This is a genomic window from Thermococcus thermotolerans (genome assembly GCF_024707485.1).
Taxonomy (GTDB): domain Archaea; phylum Methanobacteriota_B; class Thermococci; order Thermococcales; family Thermococcaceae; genus Thermococcus; species Thermococcus thermotolerans.
The window spans coordinates 227,072-253,343 of the sequence record NZ_CP102602.1 but is presented as its reverse complement, the minus strand read 5'-3'; the positions used below and the strand labels follow the sequence as shown (position 1 = coordinate 253,343).

Genomic DNA, 26,272 nt, shown 5'->3' with positions numbered 1-26,272 from the left:
GAGCATGGATGAACATTCGATTAATCCATTAAAGCCACAGGATTGTCCAATAAAGCAGGGAAAATACCGAAAAGTATTTAACCAAAATCCCACGACAGGTTAACGACAAAATTCCCGGAGGTGCCAAAGATGGCAGAGGAGCATGTCGTCTACATCGGAAAGAAGCCGGTTATGAACTACGTCCTCGCCGTGATAACCCAGTTCAACGAGGGCGCTAAGGAGGTCAGCGTCAAGGCTCGCGGTAGGGCCATCAGCAGGGCCGTTGACGTCGCTGAGATCGTCAGGAACAGGTTCCTCCCAGAGGTCAGGGTCAAGGAGATCAAGATCGGCACCGAGGAGCTCCCGACTGCCGACGGCAGGACCGCCAACACCTCGACCATCGAGATCATCCTTGAGAAGCCGTGAATTTAAGCTTCCTTTCCTTTTACTCTCACGCCATTCTGTTGACTTCAAGTGAACTTGAAGCTGTGAAAACCTTTAATACATTCCCGCCGTATTCTTCCCGGGTGGCGCCGCTTGGACTATGAGACCATAGATATCCACGACGAAAGGGCGAAAGAACTCGCACAGATACTGATAAACGAAAAAGCGATAGCCATCCTCCATATTCTAGAGGATCGGGTCCTTTCGATGAGTGAGATATCTCGCGAACTGGAACTTCCAATTTCCACCGTCTCGTACCACATAGACAAGATGCTCAAGGTCGGCCTCATCGAGGTCGCGGGAAAGAAGTATGGGAAGAGGCTCCAGGAGGTCAAGCTCTACAGGGCCTCCAACAGGCCGATTCTTCTCGTCCCGAGAAAAAGCGTCGCCAAGGTAAAGAAGAAGACAGTTCTCGGTTTTGAGAGGCTCCATGTCATCAGCCTTTCGATAGCCGGCCTCATTTCCGCTGGAGTGTACGCTGCTTCAAAGGAACTGCTGGCTCCAATGACAACATTGGGAGCTAACGCCACGTACGAGGCAGGCAATATGACCGTAATGTCGACGCCCGAGAAGTCGATAGTTCCGATGGCAGTTAACACGAGCACGTCTGCAATCCCCCAGGCAACGACGTCACCAATCCATGCAGTGGAAAGTGCAGGCTCAAACGTCCCAATAATTCTCGCCGTTGCGGCGTTCGTCTTAACGTTTCTCCTGGCCTCACACTTCCTGAGGCGCCGTCTTTGAAGAAAGCTTTTTAAGTTTCTCTCCTAACCCCCGTTGGCGAGGTGATAAAATGGCACCTAGGATAGCCGTGGGGCAAGTGGTTAAGAGGAAGGCAGTCATCGTCAAGCCGGACGACACCGTCCACAGAGTCGCCAGAATCCTCTCAAAGAACAAAGTAGGAAGTGCCGTTGTGGTTAAGGGCGACGAGATCGTTGGGATAATAACCGACCGCGACATACTCGACAAGGTCGTGGCAAGGGGACGTGACCCCAAGGAAGTGAAAGTCGAAGAAGTCATGACCAAGAAGCCAATAACAATCGAGGACGACTACGATATAAGCGATGCCATTGACAGGATGATGGAGAAGGGCATCAGGAGGCTCCTCGTTACGAGGCTCGGAAAGCCGATAGGCTTTGTTACCGCCGCTGATCTTCTCGCTGCACTCAACACCTACAGCAGTGAAGAGGAAGAGGTAAGTGAGGAGACCGAGGTCTACGGAATCTGCGAGCTCTGCGGTCAGTACGGGCCGCTCTACAAGGTCTACATCGAGGGCGGCGAGAAGTGGATATGCGAGAGCTGCAAGGACAGCCTCAACCTCTGACTCCCTTCAGTTCTTTCATAACTTCATCGAGCACCTCAGCGAAGGCCCTGTTTCTGTTCCCGACGCTCAGTGTATGAAGTTTTCCAAGGGGGCGGAACTTATCGGCCATTTTTCTGTGCACAACAGCTAGAAGGGGCTTTTCGGATTTCAGGACTTCCCCCATAACCTTTACGAACTCATCGCTCTTGTACTCCATCGGGCCGATTTCGTCTATAACTATTAAATCAGCTTCAACCAGGGCGCGTTTTATCGCTGAAACGCCGACGCGGTTTATCTCATCGACGTGGACAACGTACTTCCCGAAGGGGACCCCTGGCAAATGGGAAGTCCCCCTGATGCTGGCGAGGGTTCCCTCTTCCCCCGTGTCGAGTGCGGTGATCTTGAATCCAATCCTCCTGCCGTTTCTGCGCACCTCTCTGGTTATCATTCCGCCGACAAGATAGCCCCAGCGGTCGGCTTCTTTGGCAACCCTCTCTACGAGTGTTGTCTTTCCAACACCGGCAGGACCGGTCACGAATATTCTCAGCGTCATTTCAACCACCGAAGGAGATTTAAGCTCCTCCCTTAAACCCTTTGGGGTGGTGTCTGTGGAGGTAAGATACAGGCCAGAGGAGCTAACGAGGCTTCCGAGAAGCGTGAGTTATGAGGGTGGAAAGGTCATCATGATAGACCAGACCCTTTTGCCGGGGGAGTTCAAGACGATAGAGCTGACGACCGTTGACCAAGTCGCGGAAGCGATAGTCACGATGAAAGTCCGCGGTGCACCGGCGATAGGAGCGGCTGCTGCCTTCGGTTTAGCCCTCTACGCGGACACAACGAAGGCCAAAACCAAAGACGAGTTTATGGACGGCTTTTATCGTGCCTATGACAGGCTGAAGAACACGAGGCCGACGGCTGTAAACCTCTTCTGGGCTCTTAACAGGATTAAGAGGCTCGTTGAGGAGAACCTTGAAAGCCCGCTCGGCGAGATAAAGAAGCTCATAGTTGATGAAGCCCAAAGGATAGCGGACGAGGACGTTGAGGCCAACCTCAGGATGGGACACTACGGAGCAGAGGCTTTGCCTGAGGGCAACGTTCTAACGCACTGCAACGCCGGAAGCTTGGCAACCGTCCAGCTCGGAACGGTCGGGGCAGTTCTGAGGGTGATGCACCGCGATGGGAACCTCAAACTCCTTTGGGTGGACGAGACGAGGCCGGTCCTTCAGGGTGCCCGCCTCAGCGCCTGGGAGTATCACTACGACGGCATTCCGCTCAAGCTTATATCCGACAACATGGCCGGCTTTGTGATGCAACAGGGGAAAGTTGACGCTATAATTGTAGGTGCCGACAGGATAGTGGCCAACGGCGACTTTGCCAACAAGATTGGTACATATACCCTGGCTATCCTCGCCAAGGAGCACGGGATTCCATTCTTCACCGTCGCGCCGCTGTCAACGATTGACATGAGCCTCAAGAGCGGAAAGGAGATACCCATAGAGGAGAGAAAGCCGGAGGAAGTCCTCACCTGCGGCGGCTGTAGGATTGCTCCCGATGTGGACGTCTACAATCCAGCGTTCGACGTCACGCCCCACAAGTACTTAACGGGCATAATAACCGACATGGGCGTTATTTACCCGCCCTTCGAGAGGAATTTGAAGAGGTTGTTTAGGAAAGAGTGAGTCCTTTTCCAACAACTTCTCCTTATGAAACACTCTAATTTCCCGAGTCTGCTCTTCAGTACTCAATATAATGTCAGTCAGCTTTAGAGTTGAGACATAATTAACCAAGCGAGCACTCAGGTGAAGTCCTGCCAAAGGCTTCTTGCAGGGCTTAGATTCCAAGATGAGAGTTGCTTGCTCAAACTAAGTGCATACTAATACGTCTTAGAACTTCAAATACTTCTTCATCGGCAACTCTCTTGAACTTTAACGCTGCAAGGCCTTTAGCCAACTGATACAGTCCATTCATCAATCTAAAACCACCCCATTGAGTAGCACTCTCACGATTATCCACAAACCAACTCATGAACTCTCTGAAACGCTCTCTATCCACATCTACCTCCAACGAATGTAAAGCGGCAAAGTACATAATCTCATATTGATCTGGAAGGATTGGGAGATGAATATTATATTCTTCTCTTAGAGGATCATTATTCTCGAAATAAACAAACCAGAACTTCGCGTGATCAGGATAACCAAAGACCCGGTTCAAAGCTTTTCTTGGATCTTTAACACTATTCTTCAACTTAATACTCATCGCAACCCTTGTCCCACCTGAAATCCGATATCTTACCCATCTCCCAAGTTCTTCATAAATCTCTCCCTCACTAATCCAATGTGCAATTCTGCTTAATTCCCTCTTGGAAAGGGTCTCCCCATGGTCAATCAACAAAGTTCCCCACTTGTAAAGAAGCATCTCCTCAGCTCTTAAAGTGGGCTTGTTGTCCCCGAAAATTGGGGAGAATTCTTTACCCTTGGTTAATAACAATGGCCCATCTCTAACGAGTGCATTGTAGTATCCCACAAGCCAAGGGGCCAGCTTTTCGTAGTTCCATGCAGACTGGAACAAGCGAGATGCATGGGGGACTTCTCCACATCTTACGAACAATGCACTTGGGGACTCACTCAGTCCATATTCCTCTTTAAAAGGTGCTAGCATCAATCCAAGAAGGAGTAATTTCTCCTCAGTTGGGATCTTACCAGGAAGCAGGTAATTAGCGAGCACATCATAGGAGACATCTTGTAGAGATTTTCTGAGGGTATTCCATTCTCCTTCACTTTTTTTAACTTCATCTTGAAGGCGAATGGGTTTAGGAGATAATTTCTCCACATTAAATGCTTCAATTAGTGGTACTGCCTTCTCTTTGGTGTAATGACTGTACCGCAGGATCCCAATAATCTGGACATCCTCCCCAAGATGAGGCAAATTTTTGCTTGGAGTCTCGTCGTCAAATATGAATATCACGGGGAGTTGAACCTGTTCACCTGTTATTGGATCTTTTATGGTAACTTCAAACTCGTGGAAATCAAATATTTGGGATATGGATGGTTCTAACTTAATATTATGCCTGCCTCCACAAGCATCGCATTGTTTCGGTTCCGGCAATGGACTTCCGGGAGTGTAGTACCTGAACATTACGTTTCCACAGTCATAGCATTTAAATCCGGCGACGTAGATTAAAGCGTCTCCTGAGTATCTTACGGCTGAGATTCTAGCGAATAATCTCACCACATTTGGTGTTTTTAGCTTGCGCAGGTCTGAAGGGTGGAGTATATCTTCAGGGCCAATGTAAGTGGGGCCGTTATATAGGTAAAACTCGAATGGAATGTCGGTTCGATAATCATTAGATGATAGTGCTGAGAAGACTGCTTCTTCAAAGCGGACTGGATCAGTGAATAAAGCCTTTACTAGTGAGGGGATTGATGGGCAAGCCAGTCTATTTCAATCCGGTACTTTAGGCATTTTTCATTTGGAAAACAGGGGTTCTGAACTATCTTATCAACCGTATCTTCGCTAGAGAACAGGACTCGTAACTTCTCTTGAATCTTGACCCAATCCATTCCACCCACCTGTTTACGTTTCTAACAATGATCTTATTAAAAAAGTTTTTTTGAAAGTTTGATAAGTTCCGCTTGAGTTTGGCATAGTTTTGCTACCCATCATCCATTTTAGATAAAAACCCTTTGAGTACTCTAAGCTTGTGATTTTAAAAGGAATGCCGAATAATAATCCCACGAGCGCGTTTCCATTTAGCTAGCAACTCGATTTCAGCGCTGATGTCATCTCAAGTATGGCCAGCTCAGAGATTGCAACGACGTAATTTTCCATGGCTCATTGACAGTGGAGCTACTCATTTCAATGTGGTAATGTTTCACAAGTGCACTGGTGTCAAAAAATGCTACCTCCACTTCTCCTCCCTCTCCCTTATGACTTCCTCGCTCAGCTCACCCTTAACGTGCTTTAGGAGTTCCTAACCTCTTCAATAGAGGGAGCTTTTTTGAGGAATCTTTTGAGATGGGGATAGGTTATCATGAGCTGAACGCGTCTCGCTGAGAGGGACATAGCATCACCGTTTAATGTTGGATCATCATCCAATAAAACGTTTTCCTCATTTTCCTCGGAGTATTCTCTTGAGCCGTTCCAAAGGAGAACTCTTCTCCTCAACAACCTCTTCCACGAAGACTCCCTTTATCTCTCCGATTTCCTCCTCTATGGCCGGCAGCAGGAGGCCGAGAAGCTCAAGGGGCTCAAGGCAGCTGCAGTCAGTGGAATACTCAAAAGGTTCTTCGGAAAGCTCAACCCGGAGCGATATCCCCCTGCCAGTTTTCAGCACTTCAAAGGGGAACGTGCCGTTTTCTGCAATTATCTTACCTTTAACAAGCATCGTCTGCTAAATTGAGCCCCCGGATTAAAGGGTTTCTTAATCGGAAGGTTTTAAACCGGTGGTTAAATCCCCCGAGAACGTTAAAAGCTCAGCCACCCAACATTTACCGGTGGTGGATATGTTCTGGCTGAAGACGAGACTCATCGAGGGAGAGGGCTCCCTTAGAAGGCTCTCTAAGGAGGTAAGGGGGCACGAACGCGTTCTTATCTTGGCTTCCCGTTCAATGAAGAGGCACGGCTTCCTGAGCGAGGCCGAGGACTACGTGAAGGAGGCCGGTGCAGAGGTCTTCTCGATAGCCGGCCTCCCGGCGGAGCCGAGCGTTGAGGTCATAGAGGAGTTCCTGCCGAAGGTGAGGGAGTTTGAGCCCGACCTTCTAGTGGCCATGGGGGGAGGCAGTGTCATCGACACGACAAAAGCCCTTAAGGTCTTCTACGATGCCCCCGGGCTGAACTTCGAGGAGATTGCCTTCATAGACAGGTTTTCGAAGCCAAAGCCGGTTCCCAAGCTGAGGACGAGGTTAATAGCGATACCCTCGACGAGCGGAGCCGGTAGTGAGGTTTCGGGGGCGAGCGTGCTGAAAAAGGGCGGCGTCAAATACAACATAGTCACTCCCGAGATAGCGCCCGACGTTGCCATACTCGATCCCAGGTTGCCGAGGACGATGCCCCCTGAAGTCGCAAGGAATTCCGGCCTTGACGTCCTCGTCCACGGGATAGAGGCCTACACGACGAAGGTTGCCAATCCCTTCAGCGACGCCATGGCAATTAAGGCGATAAAGACCGTTTACAGGTGGCTTCCGCTGTCGGTTAGGGGCGACGAGGAGGCGAGGGCAAGGGTACACTACGCGGCAACAATGGCTGGAATAGCTTTCCTTAACGCACGCCTTGGCCTCTGCCACGCGATGAGCCACAAAGCGGCATGGATTGGCCCTCACGGCCTACTCAACGCGATATTCCTCCCCTATGTGATGGAGTTCAACGCGAGCAAAAGCGACTATGCGAGGAGGCGCTACGCTGAGATAGCGAGGGAGCTTGGCTTCCAGACCGCGAAGGACCTGGTCGAGGTAGTGAGGGAGCTCAACGAGATGCTCGGCGTTCCAAAACTGGGCGAGCTGGTCGATGAGGAGACTTTCACCGAGAGGGTCGAGGAGATGGCCAAGAAGGCCTACCGCGACGGGCTTGTGGCATTCAACCCCGTCGAGCCAAAACCCGAGGAGATAAGAGAGCTCTATTTGAAGGCCCTCTACGGGGAGTGATTTATAAACTTCCCATACCTTTTTCCACCATGCACCTCCTCCTTAAGAAGGCCATCAGGGAGCGCTTCGGGAGGCTCAATAGACTCCAGCAGGACGCGTTTAAGGAGGTTAGCTCGGGAAAGAGCGTTCTAATCATCGCCCCCACCGGTTCCGGCAAAACCGGGGCAGCTGTTCTACCCGTCTTCAACGAAATCCTTGAGGAGGGACTCAAACCAATCTCTGCACTCTACATCGCGCCGCTCAAGGCACTCAACAGGGACTTGCTTGAGAGACTTGAATGGTGGGGGAGAAAGCTCGGAATAACGGTTGAGGTCAGGCACGGCGACACTTCAGCTTACAGAAAGGCGAAGCAGACGAAAAATCCGCCTCAGATGCTCATCATAACCCCCGAAACCCTCGGCGTGATTCTGACCGTCAAGTCCCTCAGGAAGCACCTCGAGAACGTTAAGTTCGTGATAGTGGACGAGATAGCTGAGCTGGTGGATAACAAACGAGGCGCCCAACTCCTTCTTGGGCTGGAAAGGCTGGAGGAGATAGCCGATTTCAGGAGAATCGGAATGACGGCAACGGTGGGCAACGAGGACGAGGTGAGGGAGTGGCTGAAAGCTGATACTATAGTGAAGCCGAGCTGGAAAAAGCGATATCGCTTCCACGTGCTGTATCCATCCCCTACGGAAGAGGACGAGAAGCTCGGCCGGGAGCTGAGCCTTTCCCCTGAGATAGCGGCGAGGCTGAGGCTCCTCTGGAGTATAGTCGAGAGGCATGGAAAGGCGCTGATATTCACCAACACAAGGCAGTTCGCCGAAATCCTTGCCCACCGGCTGAAAGCATGGGGGAAGTCGGTCGAGGTCCACCACGGCTCACTTTCCAAAGAGGCCCGAATAGCGGCAGAGAAGGCCCTCAAGGAAGGGAAAATCAGGGCCCTGATATGCACCTCCTCGATGGAGCTGGGTATAGACATAGGCGACGTTGACGTTGTGATCCAGTACATGAGTCCAAGGCAGGTGAACCGCTTGGTTCAGCGCGTCGGCAGGGCAAAGCACCGCATCGGTGAAACCAGCGAGGCCTACGTGATCACCTCCAACGTTGAGGACTACCTCCAGAGTTTGATCATAGCGAAGCACGCCCTTGAAGGGCGCTTTGAGGCCGTCGAGCCGATTGGAGGTCTGGACGTTTTGGGGCACTTCGTCGTCGGCCTGCTCATCGAGTACAAGAAACTCCCGCGCGAGAGGCCCTACGAGATAGCGAGGCGGGCCTACGTTTACAGGGATTTGAGCTGGGGAGACTATCTCGACGTTCTCCGTGTTTTGGAGGATGCCCGGCTGGCAGGCTATGACGAGGAGAGCGGCCTGCTCTACCTGAGGAGAGGGGCCTTCCAGTACTACTACGAGAACCTCTCGACGATACCGGACGAGGTCTCGTGGAGGGTCTTCGATGCTGGAAGCGGGCACATCATCGGCCGCCTCGATGAGAGGTTCGTCATGGACCTGGAGGAGGGCATGGACTTCGTGATGAACGGGCGGAGCTGGATAGTGCTTAAAATCGATGACGAGGCAAGGCTTTTGAAGGTCCGCGAGAGCAAGAGCCTGGAGAGTGCGATACCGAGCTGGGAGGGCGAGATGATTCCCGTTCCCTTCAGCGTTGCCCTCGACGTCGGTAGGCTGAAGAGAGAGTTGGCTTTCAACTTCAAGAAGGCGCTCGAGCTTCTGGAGGGGGTCGAGTTCAGCGAGGAAGAGCTGAGGAGGGCCTTCGAAGAAATAAAGGGAGAGATTTTCTCAACCGACCGCGACATCGTTGTCGAGAGCACGCCCAAGGCGCTCGTCATCCACGCCGACTTTGGAAACCGAGCTAACGAAGCCCTCGGAAGGCTGGTCCACTCATTTCTGATTCTGCGCTACGGCAGGGTCTTCTCGGTTAGAGCACAGGCCCACGCAGTCGTCTTCAAGACTCCCTTCCAGCTGAACCCGGAGGAGGTTAAGGGCTACCTCTATCATGAGCCCGAAACTCTGGAGTTCATAGTGGCGAGAGCCCTCAGGGACTCCCACGCCTACCGCTGGAGGATGCTGAACGTGGCGAAGCGGTTCGGGGCTTTGAGGAGGGACGCGAAGATAAGGCGCGTGGAGAGGCTCTTCGAGGGGACGGTTATTGAGCGGGAGACCCTCAACGAGCTGTACCACGATAAGGTCGATGTGAAGAGGGGCGAGCTGATCCTTGAGATGCTCAAAAGGGGCACGATGAGGGTGAAGACATCCTTAAGGAAAGAGCCTTCAACGCTCGCAAGGCTGAACATGACCGTTGGCGGTGAGTTCCTGCTCTCTGGCGTCCTGGAAAGGGACGAGGTACTGGAGCTGTTCAGGAAGAGACTGCTCGACCACGAGGTCGTTCTGGTGTGTACAAACTGCGGATGGCACTCGAAGACAAAAGTGACGAGGCTTCAGAACATAGGGCTGAGGCAGTGTCCGCGCTGCGGCTCGAAGATGCTCGCCGTTGCCCACCCAATAGATGCCGAGGAGTTCCTCCCGGTGCTTGAGAAGGTCCGGCACGGAAAGCCGCTGGAGAGGAAGGAGGAGAGGGTTTATAGGAAGCTGTTGAAAGCTGCCGATTTAGTTGACAGCTACGGCTTTGAGGCCGTCTTAGCACTGGCCAGCTACGGGACCGGTCCGGATACAGCCGCTCGGATTCTGGCGCAGTACAAGGGAGATGCCCTCCTCGTCGCCCTCATGGAGCGGGAGAGACAGTTCATAAGGACGAGGCGCTTCTGGGTGGATAAGAAGAAGGAAGACGGAGACGACTAACGGGTTACCAATACCAAAAGTTATTTAAGTATCGCCCCAATACTTGTATATGGGTGTTTACGTTGTTCAGCACACGGCCCGTGAGAAAAGAGGAGGAACTGTTTGGTGAGGCACATAAGAGAGCCATTGAGATGCTTTGGGGAGCTACCCAGAACGGGGAGTTTGTGGCGGTTCTCGGGCCCAGACGGGTGGGAAAGACCAGCGTCATAAACGTTTTCCTGAACAAGTACGGTTCGAGATTTTACTATCTGTACTACGACCTTGCTTTTGGGATGGGGCGGGAAGCAATAAGCTATACAGAGCTGACACCAGTCAAACTCAGGATTCCCCAGAGAAAACTTGAGTATTCGGCTTTATTGAACTTGGGTATCGTCAAAATGGACGTCCGCCCGGGGAGCATCGTGGAGTTCCAGAACGCGTTTTTGGGCCTCTTAAGGTTTCTAAACAAAAAGGGAACAAAAACCATAATCGTTTTTGATGAAGCCCAGGTTCTTCCACGATTCACACCCCTAAACATGCTCGGATTGCTCCAGACGATCTCAGACTCATTCGAAAACATTTCCGTTGTTCTCACTGGTTCAATGCCAGGCCTCCTTGAAAGGGTGATAAACCCAAGCGGGGAGAAGCCTTTCTTTGCCAGGTATGTGGAGAGAATCAACATAGAACGCTGGAACGCCGAGGAAGGTTTTGAGTACCTAAGACGGGGCCTGCCCAGCGCTGAACCAGAGGAGCTGAGAGAAGCCGCCACCGAACTCTCGGGGGTTCCTGGATTTCTCGCGTACTACGGGAAACTGAGGACAAAGGGCCTGCCCCATTCCCGGGCCCTTGAGGAGACCATGAACTACGCGGTCAGGCTTTGGAGTGAGGACCTGAGAAACTTTATCCGGATATACCATTCCCCGGGCTACATCGTCGCGCTCAAGAGGGTTGCCAAGGGACCTTCCTCTGGAACGAGCACGGAGGAGATAATAACCGAGGTAAAGGCAGTTCTCGGGCTCTCGGAGGTGAGAATAAAGAACATACTAAGAAACCTCGTGGATGCGGGTTTGCTTCTCCGCCCAAGAAGGGGCCGTTATGTAATTCCCGAAAGGCCGCTCAGGAAGGCCGTTCTCAGGTTCAGCCTCCGAACCTTTTAATCCCCTCCACGTTCCCCTTCTGGACAAGCCTGAGGAGCTTGACCGCGTGGAACAGAGCCTGAGCGTTGTTCTCTTCGATGAAAAGGTCGATGAGCTTCAGGAGCTCTTCTTCAGCCTTTTTCATCGCGCCCTTTGAGAAGTCCGAGAATTCGAGGGCCTTTGCCACGGCGAGGACCTCGGGCGGGAATTCGGAGTCCCCCAAGGAAGGATGGACCGATTTTGCCGGTTCTATCTTCTTCCCGCTGATCTCCGCCAGGAACTGCCTGAACTCCTCCAGTTCTGGCTCTATGTCGATGCCTGCGTTCCGGAGAACGACGAAGGGGTCGTCGGTGTGTTTATGTATTGTCCTCCCAAGTATCTCGAGGTTCTTTTCATTTACTTCTGGGAGTAACTTATCTATGATTTTGAACGTCTTCTCGAACGCATTTTCCATTACTTTCGCAGTTTTTTCAGGATCAGCGGTGATTTTTCTCTTTGCAGCCTGATATGCAAGTGCTTCCGCGAGCTGCTTGTAGTTCTGTTTGATATAAGCATAATCTCTCCTGTTTGTGTATAGTGCATTCAGTAGGCCTTCCACGGCGTCAGCAGATCGTTTGCTGTGAACACCCGTATGGTACGCCATTGCCACCGCAAGGAACGCGTGGAGCAAAGGATAGTGAACAGCTATTATTTTTTCCTCCGGCGTTGCCTCGTCAACGTATTTTTTTGTATTCGGACCATTGTGTTGCATTCGGTTGACCTATCTGCGGGTTGTGATCCAGAATCTTCGCAATCTTGGCAACGTCCTGTTCCGGCGTTGCGCGGCTGAGCAGGTAATACAACCCCTTTCCGTGGTGCATTACTACTATTCTTACCTTATCTCTCAAGCTCTTCGGGACCGCAGTTTCCTTTTCTTTGCTTGATTTCTCCTTTTTCCCTCCGAAGATGAACATTCCCCTCAATGCCAGAAGCGACAAGCCCACCACCCATTCAACTACGGCGCTGGAAAAGATAAACGTTTCCAACATCAAAAGAGCAGTCATGGAAGGGCTCAGGTGATATGCACCTGATAACGCTTCGACGAAAATTTGGCCCCCCACCAGTTACCGGTGGGGGGTCCTGCTTAAAAAGGTTGAGTATGTACGGGGGTTCAGCCCTTCCCGTAAATCTCGTTCAGGGCCTTCAAAAACTCGCTGGCAGTGACAACATCCCTCACGTCGATGTGCTCGTTCTTGGTGTGCGATATGTCGAGGTTGCCCGGCCCGAAGACTATCGTCCTCGTCCCGTTGTACATGAAGTTTATGGCGTCCGTCCAGCTCCGCATTCCGCCGAACTCGTCTATGTCGGTAACCTCCATCGCCTTCTTCGCCAGCTGGACTATTTCCTCGTCCGGCTCAAGCTCGTAGCCGTCCCATATCTCCGTGTACTCGTACTTCAGCGTGTACTCGTCGAATATTGGGTCGAGCAGGTCGAGTATGTCCTCAACTTCCTGGTCGGGCAAAAGCCTCGCCTCAAGCCTCCCCTTGCAGAGCGCGGGGATTAGATAGACCGGGTTCTCGCAGACCAGCTCCTGGATGCCGATGTGGGGGTCGAAGTACTTGCCCTTTCTCTTGAATGGTTCGAGGTTCTTCATCTCCTCCAGCATCTTGTAGGCCTCCTCGATGGCGTTGACACCGCTCTCCGGACAGGCACCGTGGGCTTCTTTGCCGTCCACCTCAAAGTAGGCCTCGATGTTGCCGGCGTGGGCGATGTGAACCTCCAAGTCGGTCGGCTCAAGGACAACGGCCATCTTTGGTTTATACCTCTCCATGAAGAGGGCGCTTCCTCTTCCACCGTGTTCCTCGTCGCTGACGAAGACGATGCCGACGTTGAGTTCCTTCCCTTCCTTGCGCAGGTTCTCAAGCATTAGGAGTATGGCGGCAGCCCCTCCCTTGATATCGCTCGCACCCGTTCCATAGACGATGTTGCCCCTCAAGAAGGGCTTGGCCCTCATAGGAATCGTGTCCACGTGAACCTCGTAGAAGAGGTCTGCCTCAGGGTTTACGACCAGATCTATTATCTCACCGTCGCTCTCGATGTGGACATCGTAGTTCAACCTGTGGAGAAACTCCATGATGTGGAGCATTATCCTGTCTTCTCCTCCAGAGGGGGAGGGTATCTTCAAGAGCTGAAGGAGTATCTCCTTCGCGCGTTCGGTCTTCATTTGGGTCACCTAATGAGCTTTTGCGATTGAGTTTATAAACCTCCCCGCTTAATTCAATGGGGCGATGAAGAGATTCATCCCTCCTGACGGGGACTCGCTCCCCCCGAGATGAAGAAGCGGTCCCCCCTCGAGCCCCCTTGGAGGTGAGATCATGAAGATAAGCTCCATCGAGGAGTTCCCGCGGGAACTGGTGCCGGTTGAGGTTCCCCCTCATACCGTGATGCTCCGAGGCATCGGGTGGGATTCCAACGTATACCTGGTGAGAAGTGGAGAGGATGCCCTAATAATAGACACCGGCACAGGCGTCAACTGGCACGCCTACGCCCAGATCTGGGAAAGGGAGGGCCACCTCACAGGAATAAGAAGGGCGGTAATCTTCAACACCCACGAGCACTTCGACCATGTTGGGGGAAACTACGTCCTGAAGAACTGGCTGGAGGAGAAAGGGATAGAGGTGTTCTTCGCAGCCCACGAGACTACCGCAGAGGTTCTTGAAAGGGGAGACGACTACGTCATCCTCGCATACGCCTACGGGAGGAAGTCCAAGCCGCAGAAGGTCGACATTCATATGAAGGAAGGAGACAGGCTCAGAATAGGCTCGTTGGAGCTGGAGCTGATTCACACGCCCGGCCACACCGCGGGAAGCTCTTGTCTCTACCTTGATGACGGCGAAACCAGGATTATGTTCACGGGGGACACCCTTTTCAACGGTACTGTCGGGAGGACTGATCTGCCAACTGGAAACGGCTGGAAGCTCCAGAAGAGCCTCGAAAGACTCCTCAAATACGACGTTGACTTCGGTCTCCCCGGACACGGCTGGGTCATCAAGGAGTGGGAGGAGAACATCAACGGCCTTCTGGGGTGGCTCTGATGCGGAAGGGCTCGGTGAAGGAAGTTCTGGCGAAGATAAAGTATGACCCGCGGGAGAATGAGAGCGACTACTACATAGTCATCGAGCACCGCGGGGCCTACGGCGATGTCAAGAAGATTCCCGTTGAGATGATCGAGCTCGGGCACGGATACTTCTTCGTCGGAGAGGCCCAGATACCCTACCACCGCATCCTCAGGGTTGTCAAAAAGAATGGAACCGTGGTGTGGGAAACGCGGAAGCTCTGATCAGGATATCTTTCTAAGTTCGGACGTCAGAAGTGCCCACTCGCGCGGACTGAACGCATCTTCAACCGCTGTTGCCAGTATGTATCCATCGTGAAGGAGAGCACAGTCTTTCAGGTAGAGGACAACGTCCATCATGTTCCGGAAGCCGAGTTCAAGCGCTAAGTAGCCAAGGTTCTGAAGGAACACGGCACCCGTTTCGCCCTTTTCGGAGGTCTCTTTCAGGAACCTGCAGAACCTCTTTTTAAGGATGGGTATCTCATCCGGCCGGATGGAGTCCTCCACTTCCGTCTTGGTTATCCAGACCACTCGGATACTCGCTCCATCGAACATCTCAAGGAATTTTTCGGGCTTTTCCCTGACGGCCGCAGAGAGTAAAACCCCGCTTTTCATAAGGTCAATGATGAAGTACTTTGCCTTGAGCTCGTCCGTGAAAAGGTATCCCCCGGGTCCGAGCTTTTCCGGAAGTATCTCTTGCTCCTCCAGAGAGAGTATGAGCTCGTACATCTTGCGGAGCGACTGGTAATGGTCCTCCTCCATCGCGGCCAGGTTGAGGGCAAAAGCCCGGCTTTCCTCATCAGTGGCAACCTTCGCCAGGAGTTCGTAGGTCTTCTTCGCAAACAGCTCGCTCTCCATGCAGTACTTCAGTGCCGAAATGTAATCTTCAACGCTTTCAAATTCGGGGTAAAAGGGGGCGACCTCAACGGGCGGAGCATCGACCTTAACCGGCTCCTCGTCGGGATACATCTTCTTAAAGAGCCTGTACAGCCAGTCGTGGTGGCCCTTACTGTCCTCGCTCATCTTCAGAAACAGGGCCTTAACGCTCGCCCTGTCAACTTTAGCCGCGAGGTTTGAGTAGTACTTTGCCTCCTCCCTCTCGTTGAATATCGCGTAGCTCAGAAGCTCTTTGGGGGACTTGTTTTTCAGGGCTTCCACAATATCACGCATGCTGCCTGTGACGCTCTCTTTATTTTCCATCTATGGTGACCTCCAGTGATTATTCCAACGAACAACGGAAAAGCTTTTCTATACGTTTGTGAAGGGCCGACCATGATAGACGCACACGCTCACTTCGAGTTCTACAAGAGGGACGCACCGCGCATGATAGAGGAATGCAGAGAGGAGCTGAAGGCAGTAATTGACTCGATAACCGAGTACCGTAAAGCCCACGTCTGGAAGAGCTGGGAACTTCTGAAACCGTATTTCGGATTCGTAATCCCAACGCTTGGCTACCATCCCAACGAAGCGAGAAGGGGCAACTGGGAGAAGGTGGAGAAGGTCGAGAACTTCATCCGCGAGCACTCGGAGGAGATAGTCGCCGTCGGGGAGATAGGCCTCGACTATCACTACGCCGAGAACGAGAGGCAGAGGGAGAACCAGAGGGCAATATTCAGGCACTTCTTAGAGCTTGCCCTCGAACTCGACCTGCCCGTCGTGATACACGCGAGGGAGGCCGAGCGGGAGGCCTTTGAGCTCGTCCAGAGGATAGGTGCTAGGGCGTACTTCCACTCGTTCTCCGGAAGCGTTGAGCTGGCGAAGGAGATAGCCGAGAACGGGCATCTCATCGGGATAAACACCGGAATAGTCTTCATCCCCGAGGTGAAGACCGCCGCTGAGGCACTTGAAATTGAAAACGTACTGGCAGAGACGGACGCGCCGTACATGAGCCCGGTGAAGGGGCAGAGGAACACCCCGTGCAACGTCAGGGTGGTCATCGAGGAGGTGGCAAAGCTTAAAGGGGTTGACTTTGAGGAAGTTGAGGGGATAACCGAGGGAAACGCCCTTGAATTCTTCGGCCTAAGGATCTGAAGGGGGTGCCGGTGTGAAGGTCCAAGAGATTGAAGAGCTCAGAGCCCTCTGCGAGGAGCTGAATGAGACCACACTTGTCGAGAGGATAGACTCGTTCGTGAGGCTGAACGAAGGACTTGAGAGCAAGAAGGGGAGCGAGTTCATAGAGGTATCCCTCCTCGGCTTCGCGGAGGGCATTCTCGTGAGCCTGAGGAGGAAGCATCCGGAGAACAAAAAGGTGAGCGAGCTCTTGGAAAGGGTCAGCGAAAGGAGGGCCGAGCTCGACGCCAGATTCAGGAAGCCAAAGCCACCTATCTTTGAAAACTTGGAGTAAAAATCAGAGCGCCCCCACTTCCGTGAGGGTCTTTCTTATATCCTCGACGGCATCTTTTTGCAGGGGCATGGAGGGAAGCCTCGGCCTTCCGACCTTCCAGCCCCTAAGCTTCATGGCCGCTTTTATGGCACTTATCTGGCTGTATCTCTTCACGATGACCTCGTTGACGAGGTTTATCTTGAGCTGGAGCTCCCCTGCTCTCTCCTGATCTCCCCCGAGAAATGCCCGGTAGAGTTCGGCGCAGAGCTCCGGAACGACGTTGGCAACGGCCACTACTGCGCCGTGGGCTCCCAATAGCCACGAAGGATACATGACGTCAGCCGTTCCAGCAAGGACGGTGAACTTATCCTCCATGCGCCTCAGGAGCTCGGTTATCCTCCCCATGTTCGCGCTTGAGTCCTTAATGCCGATTACGTTCGAGTGCTCCCCGACAAGCCTCTCGATAACGTCCAGCGGAACGTTAATTCCGGTGAACTTGGGGACGTTGTAGAGGATTATGCGGCCATCCAGAGAATCCGCTATCCGGGAGTAGTGTTCGTAAAGCTCCACCGGAGACGGTTTGAAGTAGTACGGCGGGCCGACGAGAAGGGCATCAACGCCGAGGTCAAGGAGGGCCTTTCCGAGGCGTATGGTTTCTCTCGTCGAGTTCTCGGTGGCGCCGGCTATCACCGGGAGAGAACTTTCCTCGCGGACTATTCCGACGACCTCAAGCTTCTCCTCGAAGCTCAGGTACGGAAACTCGCCGTTGCTGCCAAGAGTCACGAGGCCGTTGAGGCCGGCATCCTCGAAGCGGTGAACCAGCTCCCTCAGGAGCTCCCAGTTTACATCCTCTCTTTCGTCGAAGGGCGTAACGTGCGGAACAAAGACTCCCCTCAGCATAGGCATCATTGGGAGTTGTGCGTTCAGGAGTTAAAGGTTACCCCAGAGGTAGAAATCCTTGAAAAGCTCGACCTCCTGGACGTAGCTCCTCCTGAGCTTCAGCGCCGTTTTAGCCCTCTCCAGCTCCCGTCCGAGATAGAAGGCGTGCCTCGGGCTTATCTCAAAGCGCTCAAGGAGGGTATCGATTATTGCATTCGGCTCCTCACCGACTACCGTGAGAACTGCCTCCGTCCCGCGGTGGGCATTGACCCAGATCTTCCCGTGCTCGACCCAAATCCGGAAATAGAGGGGCTCAAGCTCCACAGGTTTTTCCTCGGCCGCAACTATCGCCTTGGCGGGTTCAAACCGCCAGTCCGCGGTTCTTTTTTCCTTCAGAAGGAGCAGGTCGAAGCCCAAATCCTTTGGCATCTCGAAGAGGTTCATGTCAACAGCCCGTTTCAGCTCCCTCACGGAGCCCTTGGCTTTAGCGCTCGTCTCGGTCGTAAGGAGGAGGTTTATCGAGAGCTCCTTCGCTATTCCTGCTAGTAAAGCGTTCATCCCAACGCTGTCCGCGTCGTAGAGCTCGACTACGTTGCCGACTCCAGCTAGAAGAACGTCGTCCGGATTCCTCTCGCGGTAGAGCTGGAAGGCGGTGATGGAGCGCGCCAGATGGGGAACGTGCTCCAAAATCAGGTCGGGGATTACCGTTCTGTATCCGAGGTCGATGGCTCTCTCCTTCAGTCTCTCAAGAAATTCCACACGCTCAGCAGGTCTGGTGGGAAAGAAGCCCTCCCGCTGGTTCGTGGGGATTAAAACGACGGGCTTCTCCGTTACGAGCTCCTCAAGGTTCCCCTCGTCAACGCTCAGGAAGAGGTCAGCGTAGTCGAGCGCCTTCTCGATTTCAGCAGTGTTGAGCGAGTCGAAGCTTATCGGGACGTCAAAGCCGTTCTCCTCAAGCCTCTCACGGATTTCAGGAAGCAATTCGATGAAGTCGGGGTTGGTCTCCCCGGCGGTCATGCCGATGTCGATTATATCGGCACCCTCGCGGAGGTAGTAGAGGGCCTTCTCAACGCTCTTTTCAACCCCAAGCCGTGGGGCATCCACCACCTCTCCCAGAATCCTCGCCGGGAAGTCCCTTCCCGCGGGAAGGTTTCCGATGAGGACGTTCCACGGCTTCTTGAGGGCCTTCTCGATGTAGCGCCGGTTTCTGGTCTTATTCCTGATATCCTCGACGCGCTTTAGGGCATCAACGGAGAAGAGCTCGTCAGCCGGGAGTTCTTTGCTGAGCTTGAAGCCCTCGCCCAGGGCTTTAAGCGTCTGGGGGATGTCCATCGCGTTCCTCGGCCCCTTGAACGTTGGAATCCCTATCTCATCCTCGATGAGCCCGGCAGAACCGCGGACGAGGCCCGGGATTAGAATCAGGTCATAGTCACCACTTCTGACTTTAGCCTTTTTCAGGTAGCGGACTATCATCTCTGGAGTAAGGAATGCCGCGACGCTCACCGGCGTGACGAAGACGTTGCAGCCTTTCCCGTACTTCCTCACGAGTGGCTCAGCGAGCCTGCCGGTGACAAGGAGGATCCGCTCGGGTGACTTCATGGGTTGGAATTGGCCCCGAAAGTATTTAGGCTTTTGGAGGAAATTAGTTCGGTGGTGAGGATGATCCACGTCGGGACCTGCGGCTTCTGCGAGAGCCACGCAAAGTACTACCGCGACTTCGATGCCATAGAGGTGCAGCAGACCTTCTACCGGGTACTTCAGGAGAAGACGCTCGGACGCTGGCGGAAGGAGGCTCCCAAGAGATTCACCTTTGCCATCAAGGCCTTTCAGGGTGTGACGCACCCACCGAACAGCCCGACGTGGCGCAGGAGCAACGTGAAACCGGGGAAGGATGTAGGCCTGTTAAGACCCAACAGCGAGGTGCTCCACTTCTGGCGTTTGACGCTGAGGGAGGCTGAAATTTTAGGGGCGCGCTTTATTCTGATCCAGCTGCCGAAGAGCTTCAGGGAGAGCGAGGAGAGTTTCGCCAACGCGGAGCGCTTCTTTGAGATGGCAGAGAGGGGAGACTTTGAGATAGCGGTTGAGCTTCGAGGCTGGAGCGAGGAGGGGGTTAAGCGCTTCGTGAGGGAGTTTGGAGTCATAGACGTTACAGACCCCCTCGTGAGGATTCCGCTCCACAGCGTGGAGACGAACTATTACAGGCTTCACGGCCGCTACGAGAACGGGCGGATAATATACAGGCACTCCTACAGCGACGAGGAGCTCGAAAAGGTGAAGGAGAGGGTTCTCGGCTGGAACCGCTCGGAGAGCTTCGTCTTCTTTAACAACTCGAACATGTGCAGGGACGCGAAGAGGTTCAAGGATCTCCTTTAGGCTCAGTCACGGGTCCAGTTCATCACGGGTCAGACGAGGGTGTCGTCATCATCGCCGGCGGATTTCACTCAAACCCCGGCTCCCTAACTTTCACTACCTCCCGATTTACAAGTGTCGGCGGAACCTCGCCGTTCTTGAAGGCTATGAGGTTTTTAGCCACAAGCTCCGCCATTCCCTCCCTCGCGCCGTGGGTGGCACTGCCGAGGTGGGGGGCCAAAACAACGTTGTCCAGACTGAAGAGCTCCTCGTTGTAGTATGGCTCCTCCTCGTAGACATCCAGACCTGCGCCAGCGATCCAGCCCTCCTTGAGTGCCCTGACGAGCGCCTCCGTATCGACGACCTTTCCGCGCGCGATGTTCACGAGTACCGCGGTGGGCTTCATGAGTTTAAGCCTCTCCTCGTTTATCATGTGGTATGTCTCCTTCGTCAGTGGAACGGCCAGAACCACGAAGTCGCTCTCCCTAAGGAGCTCGTCGAGAGGCTTGAATTCAGCGCCGAGTTCTTTCTCGGCCTCGGGCTTCCTCGTGCGCGAGTTGTAGAGAATCCTCATCCCAAAGCCCTTGGCGCGCCTCGCCACAGCCTGGCCGATTCTCCCGAAGCCGATGACCCCAATCGTCTTGCCATAAACATCGTAACCGAGGAACATGAGCGGGTGCCAGGCAACACCGCGCCTCTTCCACTCGCCGGAGCGGGTAAATCTGTCCGCCTCAACTAGGCGCCTCGCAGTCGCCAATAGGAGGGTCCACGCGAAGTCCGCCGTGGCGTTGGTAAGAACGTCCGGGGTGTTGGTGACGTAGATCCCGCGCTTGGTTGCCTCCTCAACGTCTATGTTGTCGTAGCCGACGGCGTAGTTGGCGACTATTTTCAACCTCGGTGCTGCATCGAACAGCTCACCATCAACCCTCTCACTGAGCATAGAAACCAGAGCGTCCACGTCTCGAACCTTCTTAAGCAGAACCTCCCTCGGAATCTCGTGTTCCTCCTCCCAGACCTCGACCTCAAAGTGCTCCTCCAGCATCTCGATGCCGCTCTCGGGAATGGCGCGCGTGATTAAGACCTTCGGCTTCATTTCCCATCACCCGAATACCCTTATATATCATTTCGACGTAAATCTAAATGCTACTGTCCGTGTTGGGTGATGGATATGGAGCAGATAAAGTTTCTGGCCGGAAGGGCCAACTGGATTAGGGGTTCCGCACTGGCAGAGGTCATGAAAAAGGCCGCGGAGCTCAGGGCCAAGGGGAGAAAGCTCATAAGCCTCTCGGCGGGCGACCCGGACCCCAGTCTCATACCCCGAAAAGTCCTCGGCGAGCTCGCCAGGGAAGTCCTTGAGGAAGTTCCCCAGTCTGTCATGTACACCCCCGCAAACGGCATCCCTGAGCTGAGGGAAGAGCTCTCAGGGTTCCTCAAAAAATACGAGGGCTACACGGTGGATCCGTCAGAGATAATCATTACTGTGGGTGGAACCGGGGCGATAGACCTCCTGGGAAGGGTTCTCATAGACCCCGGCGACATAGTCATAACCGAGAACCCGAGCTACATCAACAGCCTACTGGCCTTCGAGCAACTCGGAGCGAGGATAGTGGGAATCCCAATGGACGGAGAGGGCATGAGGATAGACCTCCTCGAAGAGAAACTTAGGGAGCTTGAAAGCAGGGGGGAGAAGGTTAAGTTCATCTACACCATTCCAACAGGGCAGAACCCCATGGGGATAACCATGAGCATGGAGCGGAGAAAGGCCCTGCTGGATGTGGCGGAGGAGCACGACCTCCTCATAGTGGAGGACTCGGCATACAACTTCATGCGCTATGAGGGAAAAACTAGGCCTCTGAAGGCCATGGACGGCGCCGGAAGGGTCATCGTGGTCGGGACGTTGAGCAAGGTCATGGGAACGGGCTTCAGGATCGGCTGGCTCATAGCTGGGGGTGCCATAGGAAAGAAGGTTCTCATGGAGAAGTCCCCTATAGACTTCTGTGCCCCCACCATTTCTCAGTACATAGCCCTGGAGTACATCAGGCGCGGCTACTTCGAGGAATACCACCTCAAAAGGGCACTGCCCGGATACAAGAGAAAAAGGGACTCAATGCTTAAAGCCCTCGAAGAGGGCCTCCCGGAGGCAGAATTCACACGGCCGATAGCGGGAATGTTCGTGATGCTCTTCCTGCCTGAGGGGGCCGATGGAATGGCCTTTGCCTCGGAGCTCATGGAGGAAACCGGAGTTGTTACGGTTCCGGGAAAACCTTTCTACACCGACGAGAGCGGAGGAAACGCACTCCGCCTCAACTTCTCACGGCCGAGCGAGGAAGAGATACTGGAGGGTGTCAAAAGGCTAGCGGAGTTCTATCACAGGAAATTCTGACGCTCCATTCTTTTTCCTTTCCGATGCCATCTGGGAAGAACGTTCTTAAGCCATAAAATCCAAGTGGGCTCCATGATACAAGGGAGGATAACCAGCCTGAGCGACGACGGTCTGGGAATACTGGAAACGGGTGGCAAGCTGATCTACGTGCCGTTCTCATATCCCGGCGACGAGGTAAAAGCTGGAAAAACCAAAAGGCGCTTCGGCAGACTTCTTGCAAAGGATCTTGAGCTCATCGAACCCTCACCACTCAGGGAGAGGGCGAGATGTTCCCACTTTGGGAGATGCGGCGGTTGCCTCTGGCAGGGGTTGAAGTACAGGGAGCAACTGAGGCTTAAGGGGGAGCTCTTCGAGCGGATAACGGGGGTAAGCGCTCCGATTAAGGGCTCACTCAAAATCTGGGACTTTCGGAACGTGAGCAACTTCATCGTTACAACCGATGGAATTGGCCTCAAGGAGTACGGGAACCCGCTCAGCGTCGTTGATCTTTACGAGTGCCCGGTTTTCTCGAAGAAGACACGCGAGTATCTGAATGCCCTCAGAAGTTTCCTCAGGGAGAGCGGCCTAAGGCCCTGGGACCTGAAAAAGAAAGCCGGGGACATTCACTACCTCCAAGTCAGAGAGGGCAAGTTCACAGGTGATGTGATGGTGAACCTCATAGCTCATAAGAAACCCTCGAAAGAGGCTGCCGAGGCCTTCAGGGACTACTTCTCCTTCACGGATTCCCTCTACTGGAGCCTCAAGGCCAATGAGAGGGACGACCCGAGGGGAGAGCCCGAGCTTCTCGATGGGGGACCATTCATACGAGAGAGGATTGGAGATGTAACTTACCTCATCCATCCGAATTCATTCTTCCAGACGAACAGCTACGCCCTGGAGCTTCTTCTGAGGGCCGTTGAGGGCTTCACCGATGGCGAAAAGGTCCTTGACCTCTACTCCGGCGTCGGAACCTTCGGCGTCTGGCTGGCGAGAAAGGGCTTTGCCGTTGAGGGAGTCGAGCTCAACCCCTTCGCGGTGAAGATGGCCAACAGAAACGCCGAGCTTAACGGTGTTGATGCCGTCTTTAAAGTTGGTCGGGCCGAGGAAACGTCGATCGGCGATTACGACACGGTGGTAGTTGATCCGCCGAGGAAGGGGTTAAGGGAAGCTGGGGAGTTGCTGGTGAGGAGCGGCGTTGAGAGGGTCGTTTACGTCTCCTGCAATCCCAGGGCGTTCAAGCTCGACTACGAGAACCACTTAAAGAAGGCCTACCAAGTCGAGGGGACGGTTCTGGTCGATATGTTCCCGCATACGCCGCACGTTGAGGCGGTGGTTGAGCTCGTGAGGAAAGGTTAACTATCAAGTGGATATCACTCCCACAACTTTTAAATAGTTGAACCGCAAGTATTATACTCATGAGTAGACAAAAGTTCGTGAACAGAAAACGCGAGCTGGAGTTCCTTGAGAGGGCATACTCCAGTGATAGGGCTGAGTTCCTCGTGATCTATGGGAGGAGGAGAATCGGCAAGACCGAACTGCTCCTCCACTTTGCGAGGGACAAGCCCCACGTCTACTTTCTGGCAACGGAGAAACCATACAAGAACAACCTGAAAGAACTCCAGAGTCTTTTGGCGGAGTTCCTTGGAGACAAACTCTTTGGAAAAGTGGTCTTTAGGGACATCGACGAGCTCCTCACGGCTTTTGCTGAAAGGATCGGCGATGAGAGGGTGATTCTGATAATCGACGAGTTCCCCCTGTTAGTTGAGCACTACCGTCCGGTCCTCTCGCTTCTCCAGAGGGCCTGGGACTTGAAACTGTCCGAAACAAAGATAATGCTCATCCTCTGCGGTTCAAGCGTCTCGGCTATGGAAAACGAGGTTTTGGCCTATAAAAGCCCGCTCTACGGGAGGAGAACCGGCCAGTGGCGCTTAACCGAGATTCCCTTCTTCCACATCGGGGAGTTCCTGCCCGGCTACACCGTTGAAGAGCTCGCCAAGGTCTGGAGCATAACAGGAGGGATTCCGGCTTATCTTCTCCAGTTCAGCCCGGAGAAAAGCTTCGACGAGAACGTGGTCGAGAGGGTGCTCTCCAAGGGTGCCTTCCTCTACGAGGAGGCGGAGTTCTTGCTTAGGGAGGAGCTCAGAGAACCGGCAAACTACTTCGCCATACTGCAGGCGATAGCGGCCGGGAGGAGCAGGTTTGGAGGGATTGTGAACTCAACGGGCCTCGACAAGAGCCTCGTGTCGAAGTACTTAGCAGTTCTCCAGAGGCTTGAAATAGTTGAGCGCGAAGTCCCGGTGACCGCAACGCTTAAAGAAGCAAGCAAGAGAGGGCTGTACTCGATAGCCGACAACTACTTTGCCTTCTGGTTCCGCTACGTGCTGCCGAACAAGGGCTATCTTGAGGCAGGACTGGCAGAGGAAGTATGGGAGCGCTCAAAGAGCGACTTTAACGCCTACATGGGTTCCGTCTTCGAGAAACTCATCAGGAATCCGGAAGTTTTCTTAAGGCTCACGGGCTTCCGCTTCATGAAACTTGGCAGATGGTGGCGTAGGGGCGAGGAGATTGATCTGGTGGCTTTGAACGAGCGCGAGAGAAAGGCGCTCTTCATCGAAGTGAAGTGGAAAGGCCTTAGCGAGCGGGAGGCGAGGAGAATTTTAAAGGACTTGGAGAGGAAGGCGGAGTTAGTTGACCTTGAGGGATGGGAAAAGAGCTACGGGCTCGTGGCAAAGAGTTTGAAAGGAAAGGAAGAGTTAAGAGCTGAAGGATGGCTTGTGTGGGACTTGGAGGATTTCGAAAGGCTTATCTCTTTTGAGGACAAAAGTTGAGGGGTGTGCCGGATGGTGATGATGCATAAGATCAAGGCAAAGAAGATCGTCCCTGGAAGGTTCGGCAGGAAGAAAACAGTAGAAGTCGACGTATATGCACCGTCAACAGATACGCACATATCGAAGATGGCCGGGCATGCAGCAGGCGTGTCGGATGGCGAAGTGGCCTATGCCACACACACCTCCACTATGGAGACAATAACGGAAGATATATATTGATAGGTAAAAAGAAAGGGTATGACGAGTTTGCATACGATGCCATAATAGGAATACTCGCGGGGATCGCAAGTTGGAAATACGGAGCGGAAAGATTAGAGAAAAAATACCGAGAAATACTGATAGGAAAGGGGCAAAAAACTGGCGATACATATTATGCAATAAAACCCGTAAAAAAAATCCGTAGTGACTTTGAACCGAACGCTAAAGGTACTGTTGTTCAGCTACCAAGCTTCGACGAATTCATAGAGAAGCATGGGGATTACCTCAAACTCATGCTGCTAGAAGAAATTCTCTCCAAGTCACCGAAGATAATACCAAAGGATGAGGAAAAGAAAATAGAGAAAACGATAGATATTGCAATAGATGCCGCGAAGAAGTTGGCAGAAACGTATGGAGATCCTGAAAATCTCGTCCACGTTGGCCTGATGAAAATAAAGCACGCGAAGGATGCACTCAGCGTTCTCGAATTCCTCAATCCCGAAAAGCACCCCTTGGACGTAATTGGCGATCACATAATCGAACTCAAAAAGATGCACCCAGAGGTAGTAAAACCGGAAAAGGTATACGGGAAAGAATGGTACGAATTCCTCAAGAAGAAAGGGATTGACCCCGACGAGCTTAACCCTGAGAAAAAGAAAAAGAAAAATGCAGGGGTGCAGAAAACCCGGGAGTCCATCTCGGCCGAAGCCCGCGAGCTCCTCGGCCTGCTGAAGGGCCTGAAATACGCCCGCTATTCGGATGACGCCGTGAGTGAAGCCAAAAGGGAACTCAAAGCCAAGCTGAACGAACTACTTCAGAGGCCCGAGGAGAACCTCGAACTCATAGGCCTTTACTTCACGGTGGGCGAGCTCATTGAGCAGGGGGACTTCGAGAGGGCCGAGGAGCTTTTGAGAATGCTTGGATGAACGCAAGGGTTATATTTCAAAGGGCCAAATATTAAACG

General features: G+C 53.3%; 28 protein-coding genes. 17 read left to right on the top strand and 11 right to left on the bottom strand.

Going from position 1 to position 26,272, the window contains the following annotated elements:
* Window positions 1-129 precede the first annotated feature (129 nt).
* From albA to NUS69_RS01485, 3 genes are all read left to right on the top strand, one after another.
* Entirely contained in the window at window positions 130-405 is a 276-nt protein-coding gene (gene albA / locus NUS69_RS01495) for a DNA-binding protein Alba (RefSeq protein ID WP_012571890.1), read from the top strand.
* Window positions 406-516: 111 nt separating this feature from the next.
* Window positions 517-1,167 (top strand): ArsR/SmtB family transcription factor, encoded by a 651-nt coding sequence (locus NUS69_RS01490; RefSeq protein ID WP_258084110.1) that lies wholly within the window; start codon window positions 517-519, stop codon window positions 1,165-1,167.
* Window positions 1,168-1,216: 49 nt separating this feature from the next.
* Window positions 1,217-1,747, top strand: a complete 531-nt coding sequence (locus tag NUS69_RS01485; RefSeq protein ID WP_258084109.1) for a CBS domain-containing protein — start codon at window positions 1,217-1,219, stop codon at window positions 1,745-1,747.
* Here the strand turns inward: NUS69_RS01485 and NUS69_RS01480 are convergent.
* A complete protein-coding gene (locus NUS69_RS01480) occupies window positions 1,737-2,279 on the bottom strand; it encodes an NTPase (protein WP_258084871.1) in 543 nt (180 codons plus the stop codon). The two genes, NUS69_RS01485 and NUS69_RS01480, sit on opposite strands and share 11 nt — an antisense overlap.
* A 55-nt stretch (window positions 2,280-2,334) precedes the next feature.
* On the opposite strand from NUS69_RS01480, the gene mtnA reads away from it, so the two are divergent.
* Entirely contained in the window at window positions 2,335-3,405 is a 1,071-nt protein-coding gene (mtnA, locus tag NUS69_RS01475) for an S-methyl-5-thioribose-1-phosphate isomerase (protein ID WP_258084870.1), read from the top strand.
* A 178-nt stretch (window positions 3,406-3,583) separates the two neighbouring features.
* Here the strand turns inward: mtnA and NUS69_RS01470 are convergent, their stop codons facing one another.
* The 3 genes from NUS69_RS01470 to NUS69_RS01460 form a co-directional block, all read right to left on the bottom strand.
* Window positions 3,584-4,861 (bottom strand): hypothetical protein, encoded by a 1,278-nt coding sequence (locus NUS69_RS01470; protein ID WP_258084108.1) that lies wholly within the window; start codon window positions 4,859-4,861, stop codon window positions 3,584-3,586.
* Between the two features lie 272 nt (window positions 4,862-5,133).
* Window positions 5,134-5,295 carry a hypothetical protein gene (locus tag NUS69_RS01465; protein WP_258084107.1) on the bottom strand — a complete coding sequence of 54 codons (162 nt, stop codon included), beginning with the start codon at window positions 5,293-5,295 and terminating at the stop codon, window positions 5,134-5,136.
* 539 nt (window positions 5,296-5,834) lie between these two features.
* Window positions 5,835-6,110, bottom strand: coding sequence for a hypothetical protein (locus NUS69_RS01460; protein ID WP_258084106.1), 276 nt, complete (start codon window positions 6,108-6,110; stop codon window positions 5,835-5,837).
* A gap of 118 nt (window positions 6,111-6,228) precedes the next feature.
* Between NUS69_RS01460 and NUS69_RS01455 the strand changes: the two genes are divergently transcribed.
* The 3 genes from NUS69_RS01455 to NUS69_RS01445 all read left to right on the top strand — a co-directional run bounded on the left by NUS69_RS01455 (window position 6,229) and on the right by NUS69_RS01445 (window position 11,296).
* Complete coding sequence (locus NUS69_RS01455) at window positions 6,229-7,365, top strand: iron-containing alcohol dehydrogenase (RefSeq protein WP_258084869.1); 1,137 nt, start codon at window positions 6,229-6,231, stop codon at window positions 7,363-7,365.
* A 29-nt stretch (window positions 7,366-7,394) separates the two neighbouring features.
* The gene (locus NUS69_RS01450; RefSeq protein ID WP_258084105.1) at window positions 7,395-10,160 is read left to right on the top strand and encodes a DEAD/DEAH box helicase; all 2,766 of its coding nucleotides are present in this window, start codon (window positions 7,395-7,397) and stop codon (window positions 10,158-10,160) included.
* Window positions 10,161-10,222: 62 nt separating this feature from the next.
* Window positions 10,223-11,296: an AAA family ATPase gene (locus NUS69_RS01445; protein WP_258084104.1), complete on the top strand. Its 1,074-nt coding sequence runs from the start codon at window positions 10,223-10,225 to the stop codon at window positions 11,294-11,296.
* On the opposite strand, the gene NUS69_RS01440 is transcribed toward NUS69_RS01445, so the two are convergent.
* The 3 genes from NUS69_RS01440 to NUS69_RS01430 are packed head-to-tail and all read right to left on the bottom strand — an operon-like array spanning window position 11,277 to window position 13,478.
* Window positions 11,277-12,026: a hypothetical protein gene (locus NUS69_RS01440; RefSeq protein ID WP_258084103.1), complete on the bottom strand. Its 750-nt coding sequence runs from the start codon at window positions 12,024-12,026 to the stop codon at window positions 11,277-11,279. The two genes, NUS69_RS01445 and NUS69_RS01440, sit on opposite strands and share 20 nt — an antisense overlap.
* Window positions 11,989-12,375, bottom strand: a complete 387-nt coding sequence (locus tag NUS69_RS01435) for a hypothetical protein (RefSeq protein WP_258084102.1) — start codon at window positions 12,373-12,375, stop codon at window positions 11,989-11,991. Before NUS69_RS01435 ends, NUS69_RS01440 begins: the two co-directional genes overlap by 38 nt.
* Before the next feature lie 50 nt (window positions 12,376-12,425).
* A complete protein-coding gene (locus NUS69_RS01430; protein WP_258084101.1) occupies window positions 12,426-13,478 on the bottom strand; it encodes a M20/M25/M40 family metallo-hydrolase in 1,053 nt (350 codons plus the stop codon).
* A gap of 151 nt (window positions 13,479-13,629) precedes the next feature.
* Between NUS69_RS01430 and NUS69_RS01425 the strand changes: the two genes are divergently transcribed.
* Window positions 13,630-14,349, top strand: coding sequence for an MBL fold metallo-hydrolase (locus NUS69_RS01425; protein ID WP_258084100.1), 720 nt, complete (start codon window positions 13,630-13,632; stop codon window positions 14,347-14,349).
* A complete protein-coding gene (locus NUS69_RS01420) occupies window positions 14,349-14,594 on the top strand; it encodes a DUF504 domain-containing protein (protein ID WP_258084099.1) in 246 nt (81 codons plus the stop codon). Before NUS69_RS01425 ends, NUS69_RS01420 begins: the two co-directional genes overlap by 1 nt.
* Here NUS69_RS01420 and NUS69_RS01415 read toward each other — a convergent pair whose 3' ends face one another.
* Window positions 14,595-15,569, bottom strand: coding sequence for a DUF835 domain-containing protein (locus NUS69_RS01415; protein ID WP_258084098.1), 975 nt, complete (start codon window positions 15,567-15,569; stop codon window positions 14,595-14,597).
* A 72-nt stretch (window positions 15,570-15,641) separates the two neighbouring features.
* Here NUS69_RS01415 and NUS69_RS01410 point away from each other — a divergent pair, with 72 nt between their 5' ends.
* Complete coding sequence (locus tag NUS69_RS01410) at window positions 15,642-16,400, top strand: YchF/TatD family DNA exonuclease (RefSeq protein WP_258084097.1); 759 nt, start codon at window positions 15,642-15,644, stop codon at window positions 16,398-16,400.
* A gap of 13 nt (window positions 16,401-16,413) precedes the next feature.
* Window positions 16,414-16,713: a DUF3216 domain-containing protein gene (locus NUS69_RS01405; protein WP_258084096.1), complete on the top strand. Its 300-nt coding sequence runs from the start codon at window positions 16,414-16,416 to the stop codon at window positions 16,711-16,713.
* Window positions 16,714-16,716: 3 nt separating this feature from the next.
* Here NUS69_RS01405 and dapA read toward each other — a convergent pair whose 3' ends face one another.
* Together dapA and NUS69_RS01395 are read right to left on the bottom strand one after the other, a co-directional pair.
* Window positions 16,717-17,598, bottom strand: coding sequence for a 4-hydroxy-tetrahydrodipicolinate synthase (dapA, locus tag NUS69_RS01400; RefSeq protein ID WP_258084095.1), 882 nt, complete (start codon window positions 17,596-17,598; stop codon window positions 16,717-16,719).
* Between the two features lie 24 nt (window positions 17,599-17,622).
* Entirely contained in the window at window positions 17,623-19,170 is a 1,548-nt protein-coding gene (locus NUS69_RS01395) for a dihydropteroate synthase-like protein (protein ID WP_258084094.1), read from the bottom strand.
* A gap of 60 nt (window positions 19,171-19,230) precedes the next feature.
* On the opposite strand from NUS69_RS01395, the gene NUS69_RS01390 reads away from it, so the two are divergent.
* Window positions 19,231-19,944, top strand: coding sequence for a DUF72 domain-containing protein (locus NUS69_RS01390; protein ID WP_258084868.1), 714 nt, complete (start codon window positions 19,231-19,233; stop codon window positions 19,942-19,944).
* A gap of 64 nt (window positions 19,945-20,008) precedes the next feature.
* Here the strand turns inward: NUS69_RS01390 and gyaR are convergent, their stop codons facing one another.
* Window positions 20,009-21,013, bottom strand: a complete 1,005-nt coding sequence (gyaR, locus tag NUS69_RS01385) for a glyoxylate reductase (RefSeq protein WP_258084093.1) — start codon at window positions 21,011-21,013, stop codon at window positions 20,009-20,011.
* Between the two features lie 69 nt (window positions 21,014-21,082).
* Here gyaR and NUS69_RS01380 point away from each other — a divergent pair, with 69 nt between their 5' ends.
* The 5 genes from NUS69_RS01380 to NUS69_RS01360 all read left to right on the top strand — a co-directional run bounded on the left by NUS69_RS01380 (window position 21,083) and on the right by NUS69_RS01360 (window position 26,234).
* A complete protein-coding gene (locus tag NUS69_RS01380; protein ID WP_258084092.1) occupies window positions 21,083-22,303 on the top strand; it encodes an aminotransferase-like domain-containing protein in 1,221 nt (406 codons plus the stop codon).
* A gap of 72 nt (window positions 22,304-22,375) precedes the next feature.
* Window positions 22,376-23,638 carry a 23S rRNA (uracil(1939)-C(5))-methyltransferase RlmD gene (rlmD, locus tag NUS69_RS01375; protein ID WP_258084091.1) on the top strand — a complete coding sequence of 421 codons (1,263 nt, stop codon included), beginning with the start codon at window positions 22,376-22,378 and terminating at the stop codon, window positions 23,636-23,638.
* 59 nt (window positions 23,639-23,697) lie between these two features.
* A complete protein-coding gene (locus NUS69_RS01370) occupies window positions 23,698-25,110 on the top strand; it encodes an ATP-binding protein (protein ID WP_258084090.1) in 1,413 nt (470 codons plus the stop codon).
* Between the two features lie 12 nt (window positions 25,111-25,122).
* Entirely contained in the window at window positions 25,123-25,329 is a 207-nt protein-coding gene (locus NUS69_RS01365; RefSeq protein WP_258084089.1) for a hypothetical protein, read from the top strand.
* Complete coding sequence (locus tag NUS69_RS01360) at window positions 25,326-26,234, top strand: hypothetical protein (protein WP_258084088.1); 909 nt, start codon at window positions 25,326-25,328, stop codon at window positions 26,232-26,234. The genes NUS69_RS01365 and NUS69_RS01360 overlap by 4 nt, the downstream gene beginning before the upstream one ends.
* Window positions 26,235-26,272 lie beyond the last annotated feature (38 nt).